The following is a 16,115-nucleotide window of genomic DNA, read 5'->3' as shown; positions in this document are numbered from 1 at the left end:
ATTTCGAGGCTGGTGACCTGACGATTTCCCGCTTCTCGGCCGTACAGGCGATCTTCTGGATCGCGCCAAGGGAGAGGAAAATGGCTGAAGATCATGCCAAACCAACCGGGCCGGATCTGGTCGAGGGTATCGCGTTATCCGACCTTGCCGACGGCGGAAAGCTCCTCGGCCATTGCGGCGATGAGCCGGTGCTGCTGGTGCGCCGCGGGGCCGCGATCTTCGCCATCGGCGCGACATGCACACATTATGGCGGGCCGCTCGTCGACGGTCTTGTGGCGGAAGACACCGTCCGGTGTCCCTGGCATCACGCGTGTTTTGATTTGCGTACAGGCGAGGCCTTGCGCGCCCCTGCTTTCAGTCCACTCGCGTGCTGGTCGGTGGAACAACGCGATGATCGGATAGTCGTGGGCGAGAAACGCAAGCGGACGGTGTCCAAGCCGCGCCCTGGCGGCTCCAGCCAGGCTCCCGAAAAAATCGTCATTATCGGTGGCGGCGCCGCCGGTTTCGGGGCGGCAGAAACACTGCGGCGCGAACATTATCAAGGCAGCATTGTCATGCTCAGCAACGACGAAGCGCCGCCGGTTGATCGGCCCAATCTTTCCAAGGACTACCTCGCCGGCAAAGCACCGGAGGATTGGGTTCCGCTGCGCCGAGAAAGCTTCTATTCGAAGAACGGCATCGACCTGCGCCTCAATGCGGATGTCGCCAGCATCGATACGCGTTCTGGCGAGGTTGTGCTCGCGGACGGGGCCCGGACTGCCTACGACAGGCTACTCCTGGCGACCGGAGCCGAACCGGTTCGCCTGACCATACAAGGCACCGACCAGCCACATGTTCACACGCTGCGCTCGTTCGCAGACTGCAAGGCGATCATCGAGCGAGCCACGACTGCGCGCCGCGCCGTCGTGCTTGGCGCCAGTTTCATTGGCCTGGAGGTTGCCGCGGCGCTGCGCTCGCGCTCGATTGAAGTTCATGTCGTGGCGCCGGAAAAACGGCCCATGGAACGGATCATGGGTCCGCAAATGGCCGACTTCATCCGCGCCCTGCATGAGGAGAATGGTGTCGTATTCCATCTCGAGGACACTGCGAGCAGCATCGACGCCAGCGAGGTGAAACTCAGCGGTGGCGATATTTTGGCGGCGGATCTCGTCGTCGCCGGCATCGGCGTGCGACCGCGGACAGGGCTTGCCGAAACGGCGGGGCTCACCCTTGACCGCGGTGTCGTCGTAAACGCCTTTTTGGAGACGAGCGCACCAGGCATCTTCGCGGCCGGCGACATTGCGCGGTGGCCGGATCCTCACAGTGGCGAGAACATTCGGGTCGAGCATTGGGTGGTTGCCGAGCGGCAGGGGCAAACCGCGGCCCTCAACATGCTCGGCCATCGCCAGAAATTCGTCGCCGTGCCGTTCTTCTGGAGCCAGCACTACGATGTTCCCATCAACTATGTCGGCCATGCCGTGCAATGGGACGAGATCGCGATCCATGGCGACATCGTTGCCAGGGATTGCCTGCTCCGCTTCAAGCGCGAAGGGCGCACGCTGGCTGTCGCTTCGATCTTCCGCGACATCGAAAGTCTGGGGGCCGAGGTGGAAATGGAGCGCCAGACGACCTAGCCCGGATATCTCGAGCGAAGCGCACGCTGTGCGGCCGGTTCAGTCCCGGCGCGCAAGAATCCAGTCGGTCGCCGCCGCGAGGTCGGCGACGGTTGCGGTCGGGGGCAGATCGAACCGTTTCTCGTCGCCGTGCCGGTATTTGCCTGTCCGCACCAGCAATGCGCCCGACAGTCGGGCGCGCAGCGCGCCAGCTATGTCGGCCTCGGCGTCGTCGCCGACCATGATCGCCTGGTCTGGCGGACAGTCCATGCTTGCCAGCGCCGAGAGAAAGAATGCCGGCGAGGGCTTGCCGAGAACGGTTGCGCGTTTCAGCGAGGCAAATTCCAATGCCGCGACGAATGGCCCTGCATCGAGGCTGAGCTCGCCGTCGGCATCCCGAAACGTCCGGTTGGTAGCAAGGGCCAGCAATTCGGCCCCGGCGCTCAGCTCGCGGAACGCGTCATTCAATGCCGCATAGGTGAAGGCGTCTCCGGCATCGCCGACGATGACGGCGCGCTTGTCGCGATCCGGCAGTTCGCAAAAGTCCGGCGCAAGGCCGGGGTGAATCAGCAAATATGGCGCACGGCCATTGCGAAGCAGCCATTCGCGTGCAGCGTGCGCCGGGGTGAAAACATCTGCCTTGGTAACGACGAGCCCCATCGCCTGCAGACGTTCGAGAACGCTCTGTTTCGACGAGCGCGTGGTATTGCTTATGAAGCGTATGGCCAAGCCGGCCTGGCGCAAACGCGCGACGGCGTCGATCCCGCCTGGTATGGCGGTCTCGCCATCATAGATGACGCCTGCGAGGTCCAGCAGTACACCTCTTGTCATCGGTCCAGCATGACCACGAGTGCGTCAGGCGTCAAATCCCGAACAGGCCATGGTTGTTCCTTTGGATCAGCGGGGCAGGGCGCGCGACTAACGACCCTCACTGCCACCATGCGGGAAAGGCCGTTCGTGCGGCTTGGGCCAGCGTCGCGATCGCCTCGTCGGGGACCGAGTTGTAAGGCCAGAGCAGTCGCGGGCCAAGCGGCGCCCAGCCGCCGGCCGCGGCCATCGCTTTGTCGAGCGCCGCATCGCTGACGTCATAGCGAGCGCGAAAAGGCAGTACGTGGGTGGCGAGAAAGGCCTGGATGCGCGTCTCGACCTCGGCAGCGGCCGCCGCGTCGGTGCGGATCGTCTGCCACCACATTACCGCGCCCTTGGGGTTAAGGCAGGCGACGTTGGAGTAGCTGCCATGCGCTCCCTGGGCAAATCCGGTCGCCAGCGCATGGCCGGGCACGAAGACCGAAAATCCCGGCAGTTCGCGGCGCATGTCGGCGTACCAGCCGGGGTCGCCGCCCGGCAGCTTGGCGCCGACCAGCGACGGCACCGCTGCACGCAGCCTGGCGATGGCTTCGAGCGTCAGGCGGCGCTTGGCATGCGGTGGATTGTAGAGCACCAGCGGCATGTCGGGCGCGGTCTCGCACAGGCCGCCGACGAAGCGCATGACCTCGCCGTCGCTGGGCGGCCACCAGTCGGGCAAGGTGAATTGCACCGCCGCCGGGCGAAGCGCCGACACCCGCATCAGCCGCTCGCGCGCGACGCGCGGATTGGACTGGCAGATGCCGATCTGGAAGGGCAGGCGCGCGCGGCCGCCAATCGCGGCCACCAGCGCGCAAAGCCGGTCGAACTCGGGCTCGGTCTGGCAGTGGAATTCGCAGGCCGTGCCGTTGGAATAGATGCCGTCGACGCCTGATGCGCAGAGCCGCGCGATCGTTTCCTCCGTCGCTTCCCAGTCGATTGCCCCGCGATCGTCGATGGCCAGCATCACCGCCCCCCAGACGCCGCGCGGCGCGTCTGCGGGCAAGTGGCTCAGGTGGTCGTCGAACTCAGGGCGCATCGGCGATCTCGTGCTCGCGGCGCGTTTCGTTCGACGCAAAGGCGGCCTCGATGATGGCGATGATCTTGCGGCCATAGGCACCGTCGACCGGCACCGGCTTGTCGTCGGCAATGGCATCGCGCATCGCGCTCCATTCGCGCACCAGTGCAGCATGCATCCAGTTCGGCTCGAATGAGCCGGGCAGGTCGGTCCAGGCCGTGTCGCGGCCAAGCATCGTGCCGCGGCCCATGTCGATGCGCAGCGTTGCCTGCTCGCAGACCAGGTCCATGGCGTAGCCGGCCGCGCCATTGCGATAGCCGACGCTCTGCACTTGGCCGAGCCCGCCGCCGGCGAAGCGCAGTCCGAGCAGGGCAGTGTCGTCGGCTTCCTGGTCATGGGACATGGCGCCAAGCATGGCGCTCACCGACACGACGTCGTCATCCATGAGCCAGACCAGGCGGTCGAGCGCATGGATGCCGGCCGTCAACAGCATGCCGCCGCCGGTGGCCTTGCGCAGATGCCAGTCGCGGCGATTGTGCTCCATCCACAGCTTGATGATCCAGCTCGACCCGACGAGCGGCCGGCCGAGCGTTCCTTGCTCAACCATTTGCCTGGCCGCCATGCAAGGCAGCGCGAAATGCATGAGATGGGCGACCATCAGCTTGACGCCAGCGGCGGCCACGGCGGCGTTGATCGCATCGCAGGCCGCCGCCGTCGGCGCCATCGGTTTTTCCAACATGACGTGCTTGCCGGCGTTCGCCGCGCCGATGGCCATTTCGGCATGGAGATGGTGAGGGCTGGCGATGAGAACAGCGTCGACATCCTTGTCGTCGAGCAGCTTGCGCCAGTCGGTATAGCCGCGACCACCATGTTCGCTGGTGAAGGCGGCCAGGGCATCGTTATTCCCGCGGCACGATGCGACGAGATGCAGGCCCTGCACCTGCTTGACTGCCCTTGCATGGGCGGCGCCGAAATCGCCCGCTCCGATAATGCCTATTCCAATCATCGTCCTGCCTTTTCATAAGCGGCGTCGATCAGCGACATCGCCGCAACATAGTCATCGATCGAAGTCGCCGGCGGCGCTTTTCGAGCCAGCCGGTCGAGCGCGTCGCTCATGCACAGGCGGTAGCGCGTCACCGGCAATTCGATCGGCAATTCGATGATAGCGCCATCGTCGAGCGTCGCACAGAAGGCGCGCTCGCCATAGTCGATGAGGGTCGCATTCTCACTGACGATACGCCATTCGAAATCGCCGCCGGGGCGCATCGAAGCAAAAGTGTATCCGGCCTCGACGACGAACAACGCTCCGGCAGCGTCTTCCAGCACAAGCAGCGCATGGTCCTCGACCGCGGCGCGGTGAATGCGGTTCTCGATCGAGACGGTTTTTAGCCTGAGCTCGCCGGTTGCCAGGCCGAGCGCGGCGTTGACGCCGTGTATGCCGAGGTTCCTCAGTGCGCCGCCGCCACCGATCGCCGGATCCACCAACCAGGCGACGCCGTCGGCCGCATAGCGCTGCGGCGGGCCATTGACCAGCCGGAACTGGCAATGCGCGACCGCACCGGCGCGGCCTTGGCTGCGCAGCCGTTCAAAGGCAGTGGCGGCCGGCCCAAAGCGGTTGGGCAGGGGAACGCTGACAAAGGCCTGGTGCTGCCTCGCCAACTCGCTGAGCGCGGCCAACGCTGCGGTGCTGCTGGCCGCCGGCTTTTCCAGGATCAGCGGTATGCCGGCTTCGATCACGGTACGGGCCCGCGCCGGCACCGTCGAAGGGTGCCCCATCAGCAGGATCGCTTCCGGCGGGCCGGAGAGGATTTTCGCAAAATCGGCGATGAACGGCAAATGCTGGCGCGTCGCGAAGGCGCACGCATGCTGCGCGTCCTCATCCCAGATGCCGGCAATCTCCGCGCCGCAAAAACGTGCAGCGTCGAGATGCATTTCGGCGTGCCAATGGCTTGAGCCGGCCAGGACGATCTTCATTCAGCGATGTAACCTCTTGCTTGCAGGATATCCTACAAGTCGCTATGCTACAAGCATCGACCGCTTCGCGACGCGCCATTGGCCGCAATTGCAGCGGCGCTGGGAGCAAAATGCCGGAACCCAAATCGAGTTCGGAAACCAAGTTGAGCCCGGAACAAAAATCGATCGAACCGCTGACCCGACCGCCGCTGCTTCACGTCAGCGTGCAGGAAAGCCTCAGGAAATATATCCAGAGCAACCAGCTCAAGGCGGGCGACCCCTTGCCTCCGGAGACCTTCCTGGCGCAGCGGCTCGGCGTCGGCCGCAACTCGGTGCGCGAAGCGATCAAGGCGCTGGAGTCGATCGGCATTCTGGAGACGCGTCGCGGCATCGGCGTGTTCGTCAAGGAATTCTCGTTCAAGCCGTTGCTGGATAATCTGGCATACGGCCTGCAGGATTCGCTGCGCGACGTCGAGGAACTGCGCGAGATCCGCCGTGTCCTTGAAACCGGCCTGATCGCAAAAACCATCGAGATGATCAGCGCCGAAGACATCGCCGCGCTGCGCCAGCTGACCGAAAGCATGCGGCGGCGCGCCGAGCGGCAGGAGAGCTTTGCCGAAGAGGACCAACAATTCCATCAGTTGCTGTTCCGCTGCCAGAACAATCACATGTTGAGCGCGCTGATCGACATCTTCTGGGTGGCGTTCAACAAGGCCTCGAATTTCACCAGCCTCGACAATCCGACGCCGCTGGCGACCTGGCGCGACCATCACGAGATCGTCGAGGCGGTCGCCGCCAAGGACGTCGACCGGGCGCGCGAGCGCCTCGACGACCACTACAGGGGTATTCAGCAAGTGATCGCCAAAAACCGGATTACCTGACCCAACGCCGAACTACCTGACAATGCCAAGGGAGGAAACCATGCGCATCAGAACTATAGCTCGTCATCTGGCCATCACCGGGCTGCTGCTCGGCGGCATTAGCCTTGCCACCAGCGTCCAGGCACAGGGCGCCAAGACCATCACCGGAGGCTTCGATGTCGGCCCCGGCGGCTTTCCCAAGAACTTCAATCCGTTGGCTGCGACCGGCGGCTTTACCTGGCTCAGCACCTATTTTGAACCGCTGGTCATCTACAACGCCGAACTGACCGAACTCGAAGGCGATCTGGCCAAGGACTACAAGGTCAGCGACGACAAGCTGACCTACACGTTCAACCTTGCCCAGGAGAGCTGGCACGACGGCAAGCCGTTCACATCCAAGGACGTCAAGTTCACGCTTGAGCTCGCCAGGAACAAGGCCTCCGGCAGCCTGTTTGCCGCGCGCCTTGGCGACATCGCGTCGGTCGACGCGCCGGACGATCGCACCGTGGTCGTCAAATTGTCGAAGCCCAACGGCTCCTTCCTGTCGATTCTCTCGCAGGTGATGATCCTGCCGGAGCATGCCCTGGCCGCGATGCCGCCGGAAACGCTGGCCACGAGCACCTGGTGGTCCACGACGCCGGTCGGCACCGGCCCCTTCAAGTTCAAGCGCTATGTCAGCGATCAATATGTCGAACTGGCCGCGGATGATGACTATCGCGGCGGCAAGCCGAAGGTCGACGTGCTTATCAACAGGTATTTCGAGAGCCCGGCGGCGGCCGTTGCGGCGCTGCGCGCCGGCGAAATCCAGTTCACCTATGTCGAGCCCGACGACGCGGTAACCTTCAAGAGCGACAGCAATTTCAAGGTGATCGAGGGCGCCTCCTATGTGGTCAACTACATCGGCCTCAACCAGAAGGTCGAGCTCTTTAAGGATGTTCGCGTGCGCCAGGCGATCATGTACGCGATCGATCGCAATGCCATCATCGAGAGCCTCTATGGCGGCGCGGCCAAACCGGCCAATTGCGGCTACGTCGCGCCGCACCTGCTTCCCGAAGGTCTCGAACCCTATGCCTATGATCCGGCCAAGGCCAAGGCTCTGCTTGCCGAGGCGGGCTGGGATAAGATCAACGGCGACAAGCCGATCACCTTGCTGACTTATTACGGCTCGCCGCAAGCCGCCAACGTGATGGCTGCCATCCAGTCGATGCTGGCCGAGGTCGGGATCAATGTGGTGCCGCGCGTCGTCGATACGCCGACTTATAACGGCATCGTCTACAAGGAAGGCACGCCGGACTGGAACGCGTTTGCGATGGTCTATGCCGGCCTGCAGAACGGTCCCAATCCGGCCGGCATCAGCCCGGGTCTCAACAAGTCCCAGATTCCGCCGGCAGGCTTCAACACCATGCGCATCGAGTTCGATGATCTCAGCGCCGCGTTGGACGCTGCGCTCGCCCAGACCGATCCGGCCAAGATCGATCAATCCTGGCAGCAAGTCTGCAAGGTGATGAACAAGGATCTGCCCTGGGCGACATTATGGGTGGCCAACCGCTATGGCGTAGCCTCCAACAAGCTGCGTGACTTTGTCTGGACGCCGGCGCCGGGCGGCGGTCCTTATGCGGCTCACCCGGAACGCTGGGACATCCAGTAAAACGGCTGGCGGGCCATTCCGGCCCGCCAATGATACGGGCTGGCACGATGCCGGTCCGCTCACCATCGCCACGGACAGCCAATGCTGAGTTTCATTGCCCGCCGCAGCGCTACAGGACTGTTGATGCTGGTCGCCCTGAGCGTCCTCATCTTCATCCTGCTGCGGCTGGCGCCCGGCGATCCGATCGATGCCTATATCAATCCGTCCAGCCCGATGTCGGCTTCCGACCTCGAAGTCCTGCGCGACCGGCTTGGGCTCGACCAGCCGCTTCCCGTGCAATACCTCGCCTGGCTTCGCGCTGCGCTCGGCGGCGACTTCGGCTATTCGATCCAGCGCAGCGGCGTTGGCGTGCTGCCGCTGGTCATGGAGCGCATCGGCCCGACCGCGCTGTTGATGGGCACCGGCCTGGCCATCGCCATCGTGCTCGGCATTTCCGCCGGCATCTTCAGCGCCGTCCGCCGTAACACGCTGCCCGACATCGCGCTGTCGGTGGTTTCCTTCGTCGGCATCTCCAGCCCGGCGTTTCTGACGGCACTTCTGGGACTGTACTTTTTCTCGGTGCTGCTGCGCTGGGCACCATCAGGCGGCATGCAGACCGCCGGCGCGCCTTTTTCCATAGCGGACGTGCTCGCGCACCTGGTCCTGCCCGCCTGCCTGCTGTCCATCGGACACGCCGCGCTGATCATGCGCTACATGCGCGCGTCGCTGCTGGAAGTGCTCAACCAGGACTATGTGCGGACCGCACGTGCCAAGGGCGTGCGCGAATTCTGGGTGATCATCAAGCATGCAACCCGCAATGCGCTTTTACCGGTCATCACCCTGATCGGGTCGACGGTCGGCATAGCGATCGGCGGCGCCATCTTCCTCGAAAGCGTGTTCAACTGGCCGGGCATGGGCCTGCTGCTGGTCAACGCCGTCGGCACAAGGGACTACCCGGTGATCATGGGCGCCACTCTGGTAATCGGCATCTGCGTCATTCTGGTCAATCTCCTGACCGATATCGTCTATGCCGTCGTCGACCCGCGCATCCAGGTGTCGTGATGACGATCACCGCACCAGCTCCGACAATCGACCCGACAGCCGGGCCGCAAACCAAGGGACCGCTTCGCCGCGCGCTCGGCCGGTTCTTTGAAAATCGTGCGGCGCGCGCCGGTCTGCTTATCGTCGTCCCCATTCTGCTGGCGGTCTCGACCTATTCCCTGTGGTGGCCGTTCAGCCCCAACGCCATCGATCTCAGGGCGATCAACAAGGGGCCGTCCGCCGTTCATTGGCTCGGCAGCGACGGCGTCGGCCGCGACGTCATGGCCCGGCTGCTGCAAGGCGGACGGATCTCGCTGCTGGTCGCCGTCTGCTCGGTCGCAATCTCGATCGTCATCGGCTTCCTGGTCGGCGCTGTCGCCAGCTTCGGCGGGCGCCTTGTCGACGGCACGGTGATGCGCTTCGTCGACCTCGCAATGACGCTGCCGCCGGTGATCTTCCTGCTCGTGCTCGCTTCGATCGCCGGCACCGGCATCGCGCCGACCATCCTGGTGATCTCGCTGCTCTCCTGGCCGGTGCTGTCGCGCATGGTGCGCGCCCGGCTGCTCGAGCTGCGCGAGCGTGACTTCGTCGTCGCCGCCCGTGGCATGGGGGCGGGGCTGCCGCATCTCCTGTTCCGCCACGGCCTGCCGAACTGCATCGACATTCTTGTCGTCTACGCCACGCTGCAGATCGCCAATGCCATTCTGCTCGAAGCCGGCCTTTCCTTCCTCGGCCTCGGCATCGCACCGCCCGAAGCCAGTTGGGGCAACATGCTCAATCTCGCCCGCTCCACCGTGGTGCTCGAGCAATACCCCTGGCAATGGATGTTTCCCGGCGCCGTACTCGTGCTCACCGTGCTGGCCATCAACTTCATCGGCGATGGCCTGCGCGATGCATTCGACCCTCGTTCCGATCTCAACTGACCTGAAGGTTTTTGAAAAAATGCCCCTGTTTACCGGTGTCGTGCCACCCGTCGTCACCCCACTCCATTCCGATCTCAGTGTCGATTTTGCGTCGTTCACGCGGACCATCGAAAACCTGCTCGACGGCGGCGTTCACGGCCTGTTCGTGCTCGGCTCGACCAGCGAGGTGGTCTTCCATGACGAGGCCGGCCGCCGGGCCATCATCGAGCACGCGGTCAAGGTCAACAATGGCCGCGTTCCGATCTTCGCCGGGGTCATCGACCCGACAACCGATCGCGTCATCAACCACGCCCTAACAGCCAGGTCGGCCGGCGCTGACGCCGTCGTGGTCACCGCGCCGTTCTATGCCCGCACCAGCCAGCCCGAGATCGGCGATCACTTCCGCTACATCAAGGACGCAGTCGACATCCCGATCATCGCCTACGACATCCCGGTCTGCGTCCATGTCAAGCTGGAGCGCCAGACCACCGTCGGCCTTGCCAGCGAGGGCGTTATCGCCGGCATCAAGGATTCCAGCGGTGACGACGGCAATCTGCGTTATGTGCTCAAGGACATGGCCAACGACCCGAATTTTTTCGGCATGACCGGGTCCGAGATCCTGGTCGACAGCGTGCTTGCCATGGGCGCGCATGGGGTCGTGCCGGGCCTCGCCAATGTCGACCCGCACGGCTACGTCAGGCTGTGGAACCTGATGCAGGCGGGTCGGCACGCCGAGGCCCGCCTGGAGCAGGAGCGGCTGTTGAAGCTGTTCGAGATCGTCTGGATCTCGCTCGGCAGGACGAGCGCCGGCTCGGCCGGGGTCGGTGCCTTCAAGACCGCGATGAGGAGCCTCGGCATCATCGCCTCCGACACCATGGCGCGGCCGCAACGCAGCCTGAACGACGAGGAAGCCGCAAAGGTCGACATCATCCTTCGCGACGTCGGCTTGCTGCGCTGACCGTGGACGCTCCGATCCTCTCGATTTCCGGTCTGCGAGCGGTGTTCCGTATCGCCGGACGCGACATCGCCGCCGTGCAGGACGTCGACCTGGTGATAGGTTCGGGCGAGACGGTTGCGCTGGTCGGCGAGTCGGGATCGGGCAAGTCGGTCACCAGCCTGTCGATCATCGGCCTGCTGCCGAAGAAGGTCGGACGCATTGCCGAGGGCTCGATCGCGCTGCGGCGCAGGGACGGCACGGTCACCGAACTGACCGGCCTCGATCCCGAGTCGCTGCGCAAGGTGCGCGGCAACGACATCGGCATGGTGTTCCAGGAGCCGATGACCAGCCTCAATCCGGTCTACAGCATCGGCGAACAGATCGCCGAGCCGATCCGCATCCATCTCGGCAGATCGCACCGTGATGCGGCCACTGATGCCGTGCGGCTGCTGGCTCAGGTCGGAATTCCCGACCCTGATCGGCGGGCGCGGCAATACCCGCATGAGCTGTCGGGAGGGATGCGCCAGCGCGCCACCATCGCCATGGCCTTGTCATGCGATCCGACCTTGTTGATCGCCGACGAGCCGACCACCGCCCTCGACGTCACCATCCAGGCCCAGATTCTCGACCTGCTGGCCGCGCTGCAGGCGCAACGCGGCATGGGCATTCTATTCGTCACGCACAATCTCGGCGTCGTTGCCGAGATCGCCGACCGGGTCGCGGTGATGTATGCCGGGCGCATCGTGGAATCGGGTCCGGTGAGCGAGGTGTTCAACCGTCCGCGTCATCCCTACACCGCCGGGCTGATGCGTTCGGTGCCGCGGCTTGGCCAAGCCACCACGCTCAAGGCAGCAGGAACACCGCTGCCGACCATCGCCGGCAATGTTCCATCGCTTGCCTTGCTGCCCAAGGGCTGCTCTTTCGCGCCGCGTTGCGCCCTGGCTGTCGATGCCTGCCGCACTGCTGTACCGCCATTGTTCGCGGCGACGTCGACCCAGCAAAGCCGCTGTTTGCGCTGGGAGGATCTCTGACAGTGGACGCTCCCTTCCTTTCAGTCAGGAACCTGACCAAGCATTTTGCGCCGACGGCGTTCGCGCGCGGTCCCGTCGTCAGGGCGCTGGACGATATTTCCTTCGACATCGCGCGCGGCCAGGTGGTCGGCCTCGTCGGCGAATCCGGGTCGGGCAAGACCACGATCGGCCGCTCGGTGCTGCGTCTCATCGAGCCGACGTCCGGCGAAATAAGGTTTGACGGCGTCGATATCACCAAGCTGAGCGCCGGGCCGCTGGCCCGCCAGCGCCGCAAGATGCAGTATATTTTCCAGGATCCGTTCGCCAGCCTGTCGCCGCGCATGACCATCGGTCAGATCCTGACCGAAGGCCTCGATATTCAGGGCATCGGCAGCAGGCGCGAGCGGCGGGAGAAGGCTGAGAAGGCGCTTGCTGCGGTCGAACTGCCGGCCGATGCCTATGATCGCTACGCCCACGAATTTTCGGGCGGGCAGCGCCAGCGCATCGGTATCGCCCGGGCGCTTACGCTCGAACCCGAATTCATCGTCGCCGACGAGCCGGTCTCTGCCCTCGATGTCTCCATTCAGGCGCAGATCATCAATCTTTTGCGCGACCTGCAGGTCCGGCTCGGCCTGACCATGCTGTTCATTTCGCATGACCTGGCCGTCGTCGAATATATCTGCGACACGGTGATCGTTCTCTACCTCGGCCGCATCATGGAAGTTGCGCCTGCTGCCGCGCTCTATGCCCGGCCGCAGCATCCCTATACGCGCGCGCTGCTCTCGGCCATTCCGTCGCTCGACCCGCTGGCCAGGCAAGGCCGGCAGGTGCTGAAGGGCGACATTCCAAGCCCGGCAAATCCGCCGACCGGGTGTGTTTTCCGAACCCGTTGCCCGGATGCCCTCGATGCTTGCGCCGGAATCGTCCCGCCGTTGCGGGCAACAACGTCCGACGACCATCTGAAGGCCTGCATTCGCGACGACATCGCTTGAGACAAGAGCCGACATGGCGATTTACTTCGCGTGCTGTCTGAGAGACTCTCCGAAGGGAGGCGAAGAACCGGCCGCCAGCTTGCTGCCCAGAAAAGCCCCCGCCAAGCTCAACCGCCTCAATCCCGAGAGATCGATTTCCGAAGCTTCTCGAAAACCAACAGCTTGCTTTTGCGCACGCCGTCTTCAAGGAGGCTTCCGTTTGCCAGGTGCGCGGCGATGGCGCTGGCCAGCGCGCAACCCGTCCCGCGCATCGATCCGCCAAGACGCGGCGCATCGAAGCGGATGGGCTCTTGATCGGCGCGCAGCAGGATGTCCGTCGATCGACACCCCGCGGCGTGGCCGCCCTTGATCAGCAGGGCCTGCAATCCGGCGGTGAGCAATTTCTGACCTTGTTGCAATACGCCGTCCTCGTCGATGGCCAGGTCTGAGCCGGCAAGGACAGCCAGTTCGATGAGGTTGGGTGTGACGAGACGGCAAAGCGGGATGAGTTCATGCTTCAGGACGCCGATAGCGCCTGTGTCCAGAAGCGGCCAATCCGAAGAAGAGACCAGCACCGGGTCGATGACTGCCGGTATCTGTGGGTTTTGGCGCAGCACATCCGCGACGGCAGCGACGGTTTGCTCCGTCGCGAGCATGCCGATTTTGATCGCCCCTACCGCGTTGGCTTGCAGCGCGGTACGCATTTGATCGGCCACCAGACCGGGTCGCAAATTGTGGATTTCCGTGACGGCTTCATGCGTCTGCACCGTCACGGTGGTAACTGCAAGGCAGGTGCGCAAGTCGAGGGCGGAGATCGTCTCAATGTCACGGGCTATGCCGGCGCCGCCGCTGGAGTCCGAGCCGCCAACGACAAGCACATGCGGTTCGCGCCTCAACGCCATCGGCCCGTCTTTTCAATCCACTCGCGCGTTCGCGCTTCCGGATCGGCATCCAATGTGATGTCGGTCACTACCGCGGCGCTGTCCGCACCGGCACCGAAGACGCCTTCGATCCGGTCGGGATTGAGGCCGCCAATCGCGACCAGAGGTGTCGGCGCGATCCGGCGCTTCCATTCGCCAAGCCGTTCGAGCCCCTGCGGCGCCCATTTCATCTGTTTCAGGATGGTCGGATAGACAGGGCCGAGCGCGATATAGTCCGGTCTGGCGGCAAGGGCTGTTTCGAGTTCGAGATGGTCGTGCGTGCTGAGGCCGAGACGGAGACCCGCAGCCCTTATCCGGGCAAGGTCCGCCGCTTGCAGATCTTCCTGTCCGAGATGAATGAAATCGCAGTCCTCCTCGATCGCCAGCCGCCAGAAGTCATTGATGATGAGCTGGCATTTGTATCGGGCGCACAAGGCCTTCGCCTTGCGGATCTCGGCGCGCAACGCAGCCTCGTCGAGGTTCTTGACGCGAAGCTGCATCAGCCTGACGCCGAGCGGCGCCAGCCTTTCAATCCAGGCGGCGCTGTCGACGATCAGATAAAAAGGATCGAGTTTCATTGAAAGACTGCCCGGCCGATTGTCGGCGTCGATGGGACGGCGAGGTCGCGTGGCTCGAGCAGGCCCGAGCGATAGGCCTCACGGCCGGCATCGACCGCCTTGCCGAACGCGCGCGCCATGCCGATCGGATCGGCGGCCTTGGCCACTGCCGTGTTGAGCAGCACCGCGTCGAAGCCGAGTTCCATCACGAGAGCCGCGTGGGATGGGCGGCCGAGGCCCGCATCCACGATCAGCGGGACATCCCGGAAATGGCCGCGCATCGAGCGGAGCGCGGTGATATTTACCGGTCCAAGCGCAGAACCGATCGGCGCGCACCAGGGCATGAGCACCCTGCATCCGGCTTCCAGCAATCGCTCGGCGACGACGAGATCGTCCGTCGTGTAAGGAAATACAGCAAAGCCGTCGTCGCACAAGATTCGCGCGGCCTCGACCAAGCTGAAGACGTCAGGCTGCAGCGTGTCATGATTGCCGATCACCTCGAGCTTGATCCAGTTCGTGCCGAAGACCTCGCGCGCCATATTTGCGGTCGTGACGGCTTCCTTGACGGAGTGACAACCGGCGGTGTTGGGTAGGACATGCAGCCGCAGCGATTGGATAAGCGACCAGAATTTCTCGCCACCCTTGCCGCCGGCCATTTCGCGGCGCAATGAGACGGTCACCGCGGACGCGCAGGATGCCTTGACCGCATCGGCAAGAATGGCGGGCGAGGGGTACTGTGCGGTGCCGAGAAGCAGGCGCGACGGAAGCTTGGTTCCGTAAAGCTCGATCACGTCACTAACCTCCTTGCATGGGTGAGAGGATTTCGATCCGGTCGCCGTCCTTCAGCTGGAACAGCGCCCGCTCAGTCGCGTGCACAAGCTCGCTGTTCACGGCCGTTGCAAGCCAGTTGCCTTCGTAGTCGAGCGCCGCGAGAAGCTCCGCCAGGGTGGCGGCGGTGATCTCATGCGCTTCGCCGTTGACCGTCAGTTTCATCAGGCAAGTTCCACCGGTTTGTCAGAATCGAAAACAAGGTCGGCCGCCCGACGCGCCATGGCGGGGGCCAGAAGGAAACCATGGCGGTAGAGCCCGTTGATCGCGACGGTCCTGCCATGCGCTTCGACGCGCGGCAGGTTGTCGGAAAACGCCGGGCGAATGCCGACGCCCGTCTCAACGATCGCGGCCTCGCCAAAGGCGGGATGAACCGAATAGGCGGCGTTCAGGAGTTCCATCATCGCCCGTACCGTGACCGGCTCCGTGGACAGGCTCTCGACCATCGTTGCACCCGCCATGAAATGGTGGTCGGCGCGCGGCGCCAGATAGAGCGGCAAACGCGGGTGCAGCAGCCTGACCGGGCGCGACAGCGAGATGTCCGGTGTACGCAGGACCAGCATCTCGCCGCGAACGCCGCGAAGCCTTTCATCGCCGGACGCCATTCCTATGCAGTCGATCTCGCGGTCGAATCCCGTCATGTGCCGGGCGTCCATTCCGAAGCGGAACTCGACGCCGCTTGCGGCGAGTTTTTCATGCAGCGCCGCCATTGCTCGGCGTGGGTCGAGATGGGCTTCGCCCGGGAAGAACAGCCCGCGACGGAAGCGGCCGGCGAGATCGGGTTCCAGGAGCGCGATTTCGTCTTCGTCGACCCGCCGATGACCCGACGTGCGGCTTGCAAACCGGTCGAGTTCGCCCGCATCCCGCGGCATTGCCAAAACGAGCGTTCCGGCCCGCGTGACGTGATCCGGCAGGACCGCATCCCACCAGTCGGCGGCATCGCGTCCGAGATCCAGCACCGGCTGCTCGGCGCTTTCGCGCTCGCACCAGGGCGCCAGCATGCCGCCGGCCATCCATGATGCGTTGCCGCCAAGGCCATGCCGGGTCTCGGCAATG

Annotated in this window: 16 protein-coding genes and 1 pseudogene; 8 read left to right on the top strand and 9 right to left on the bottom strand. The window is 64.2% G+C overall.

Going from position 1 to position 16,115, the window contains the following annotated elements:
- The first annotated feature begins 80 nt into the window (after positions 1-80).
- Positions 81-1,613: an FAD-dependent oxidoreductase gene (locus AC0L17_RS26275; protein WP_473517945.1), complete on the top strand. Its 1,533-nt coding sequence runs from the start codon at positions 81-83 to the stop codon at positions 1,611-1,613.
- A gap of 39 nt (positions 1,614-1,652) precedes the next feature.
- Here the strand turns inward: AC0L17_RS26275 and AC0L17_RS26270 are convergent, their stop codons facing one another.
- The 4 genes from AC0L17_RS26270 to AC0L17_RS26255 form a co-directional block, all read right to left on the bottom strand.
- Complete coding sequence (locus tag AC0L17_RS26270; protein ID WP_473517944.1) at positions 1,653-2,423, bottom strand: TIGR01458 family HAD-type hydrolase; 771 nt, start codon at positions 2,421-2,423, stop codon at positions 1,653-1,655.
- Between the two features lie 97 nt (positions 2,424-2,520).
- Positions 2,521-3,474: a dihydrodipicolinate synthase family protein gene (locus AC0L17_RS26265; protein WP_473517943.1), complete on the bottom strand. Its 954-nt coding sequence runs from the start codon at positions 3,472-3,474 to the stop codon at positions 2,521-2,523.
- Positions 3,464-4,459 (bottom strand): Gfo/Idh/MocA family protein, encoded by a 996-nt coding sequence (locus tag AC0L17_RS26260; protein WP_473517942.1) that lies wholly within the window; start codon positions 4,457-4,459, stop codon positions 3,464-3,466. The genes AC0L17_RS26265 and AC0L17_RS26260 overlap by 11 nt, the downstream gene beginning before the upstream one ends.
- Complete coding sequence (locus tag AC0L17_RS26255; RefSeq protein WP_473517941.1) at positions 4,456-5,427, bottom strand: Gfo/Idh/MocA family protein; 972 nt, start codon at positions 5,425-5,427, stop codon at positions 4,456-4,458. The genes AC0L17_RS26260 and AC0L17_RS26255 overlap by 4 nt, the downstream gene beginning before the upstream one ends.
- 110 nt (positions 5,428-5,537) lie before the next feature.
- On the opposite strand from AC0L17_RS26255, the gene AC0L17_RS26250 reads away from it, so the two are divergent.
- The 7 genes from AC0L17_RS26250 to AC0L17_RS26220 all read left to right on the top strand — a co-directional run bounded on the left by AC0L17_RS26250 (position 5,538) and on the right by AC0L17_RS26220 (position 12,775).
- Positions 5,538-6,287: a FadR/GntR family transcriptional regulator gene (locus AC0L17_RS26250; protein WP_473517940.1), complete on the top strand. Its 750-nt coding sequence runs from the start codon at positions 5,538-5,540 to the stop codon at positions 6,285-6,287.
- A gap of 40 nt (positions 6,288-6,327) precedes the next feature.
- Positions 6,328-7,914 (top strand): ABC transporter substrate-binding protein, encoded by a 1,587-nt coding sequence (locus AC0L17_RS26245; RefSeq protein WP_236371914.1) that lies wholly within the window; start codon positions 6,328-6,330, stop codon positions 7,912-7,914.
- An 81-nt stretch (positions 7,915-7,995) separates the two neighbouring features.
- A complete protein-coding gene (locus AC0L17_RS26240; RefSeq protein WP_091590302.1) occupies positions 7,996-8,955 on the top strand; it encodes an ABC transporter permease in 960 nt (319 codons plus the stop codon).
- The gene (locus tag AC0L17_RS26235; protein ID WP_473517939.1) at positions 8,955-9,857 is read left to right on the top strand and encodes an ABC transporter permease; all 903 of its coding nucleotides are present in this window, start codon (positions 8,955-8,957) and stop codon (positions 9,855-9,857) included. Before AC0L17_RS26240 ends, AC0L17_RS26235 begins: the two co-directional genes overlap by 1 nt.
- Before the next feature lie 19 nt (positions 9,858-9,876).
- Positions 9,877-10,794: a dihydrodipicolinate synthase family protein gene (locus tag AC0L17_RS26230; protein WP_473517938.1), complete on the top strand. Its 918-nt coding sequence runs from the start codon at positions 9,877-9,879 to the stop codon at positions 10,792-10,794.
- A 2-nt stretch (positions 10,795-10,796) separates the two neighbouring features.
- A complete protein-coding gene (locus AC0L17_RS26225) occupies positions 10,797-11,804 on the top strand; it encodes an ABC transporter ATP-binding protein (protein ID WP_128247496.1) in 1,008 nt (335 codons plus the stop codon).
- 2 nt (positions 11,805-11,806) lie between these two features.
- Entirely contained in the window at positions 11,807-12,775 is a 969-nt protein-coding gene (locus tag AC0L17_RS26220; protein ID WP_473517937.1) for an ABC transporter ATP-binding protein, read from the top strand.
- Positions 12,776-12,891: 116 nt separating this feature from the next.
- Here the strand turns inward: AC0L17_RS26220 and AC0L17_RS26215 are convergent, their stop codons facing one another.
- From AC0L17_RS26215 to AC0L17_RS26195, 5 genes and pseudogenes are all read right to left on the bottom strand, one after another.
- On the bottom strand, positions 12,892-13,656 hold the full coding sequence (locus AC0L17_RS26215) for a hydroxymethylpyrimidine/phosphomethylpyrimidine kinase (protein ID WP_473517936.1): 765 nt from the start codon (positions 13,654-13,656) through the stop codon (positions 12,892-12,894).
- A complete protein-coding gene (locus AC0L17_RS26210; RefSeq protein WP_473517935.1) occupies positions 13,647-14,252 on the bottom strand; it encodes a thiamine phosphate synthase in 606 nt (201 codons plus the stop codon). The genes AC0L17_RS26215 and AC0L17_RS26210 overlap by 10 nt, the downstream gene beginning before the upstream one ends.
- Positions 14,249-15,022: a thiazole synthase gene (locus tag AC0L17_RS26205; protein WP_473517934.1), complete on the bottom strand. Its 774-nt coding sequence runs from the start codon at positions 15,020-15,022 to the stop codon at positions 14,249-14,251. The genes AC0L17_RS26210 and AC0L17_RS26205 overlap by 4 nt, the downstream gene beginning before the upstream one ends.
- A gap of 4 nt (positions 15,023-15,026) precedes the next feature.
- Positions 15,027-15,224 (bottom strand): sulfur carrier protein ThiS, encoded by a 198-nt coding sequence (gene thiS, locus AC0L17_RS26200; protein ID WP_287100067.1) that lies wholly within the window; start codon positions 15,222-15,224, stop codon positions 15,027-15,029.
- Positions 15,193-16,115, bottom strand: a pseudogene (locus AC0L17_RS26195) (FAD-dependent oxidoreductase); the annotation flags it as partial. The pseudogene AC0L17_RS26195 and the gene thiS, both read right to left, overlap by 32 nt.

Source organism: Mesorhizobium sp. WSM4829, from assembly GCF_055811475.1.
The sequence above is the reverse complement of the archived record's forward strand: the minus strand, read 5'-3'. Positions and strand labels throughout refer to the sequence as shown.

Coding starts and splice junctions, on each gene's coding strand:
- AC0L17_RS26275 (WP_473517945.1), top strand. CDS start 81: ATGGCTGAAGATCATGCCAAACCAACCGGGCCGGATCTGGTCGAGGGT.
- AC0L17_RS26270 (WP_473517944.1), bottom strand. CDS start 2,423: ATGACAAGAGGTGTACTGCTGGACCTCGCAGGCGTCATCTATGATGGC.
- AC0L17_RS26265 (WP_473517943.1), bottom strand. CDS start 3,474: ATGCGCCCTGAGTTCGACGACCACCTGAGCCACTTGCCCGCAGACGCG.
- AC0L17_RS26260 (WP_473517942.1), bottom strand. CDS start 4,459: ATGATTGGAATAGGCATTATCGGAGCGGGCGATTTCGGCGCCGCCCAT.
- AC0L17_RS26255 (WP_473517941.1), bottom strand. CDS start 5,427: ATGAAGATCGTCCTGGCCGGCTCAAGCCATTGGCACGCCGAAATGCAT.
- AC0L17_RS26250 (WP_473517940.1), top strand. CDS start 5,538: ATGCCGGAACCCAAATCGAGTTCGGAAACCAAGTTGAGCCCGGAACAA.
- AC0L17_RS26245 (WP_236371914.1), top strand. CDS start 6,328: ATGCGCATCAGAACTATAGCTCGTCATCTGGCCATCACCGGGCTGCTG.
- AC0L17_RS26240 (WP_091590302.1), top strand. CDS start 7,996: ATGCTGAGTTTCATTGCCCGCCGCAGCGCTACAGGACTGTTGATGCTG.
- AC0L17_RS26235 (WP_473517939.1), top strand. CDS start 8,955: ATGACGATCACCGCACCAGCTCCGACAATCGACCCGACAGCCGGGCCG.
- AC0L17_RS26230 (WP_473517938.1), top strand. CDS start 9,877: ATGCCCCTGTTTACCGGTGTCGTGCCACCCGTCGTCACCCCACTCCAT.
- AC0L17_RS26215 (WP_473517936.1), bottom strand. CDS start 13,656: ATGGCGTTGAGGCGCGAACCGCATGTGCTTGTCGTTGGCGGCTCGGAC.
- AC0L17_RS26210 (WP_473517935.1), bottom strand. CDS start 14,252: ATGAAACTCGATCCTTTTTATCTGATCGTCGACAGCGCCGCCTGGATT.
- thiS (WP_287100067.1), bottom strand. CDS start 15,224: ATGAAACTGACGGTCAACGGCGAAGCGCATGAGATCACCGCCGCCACC.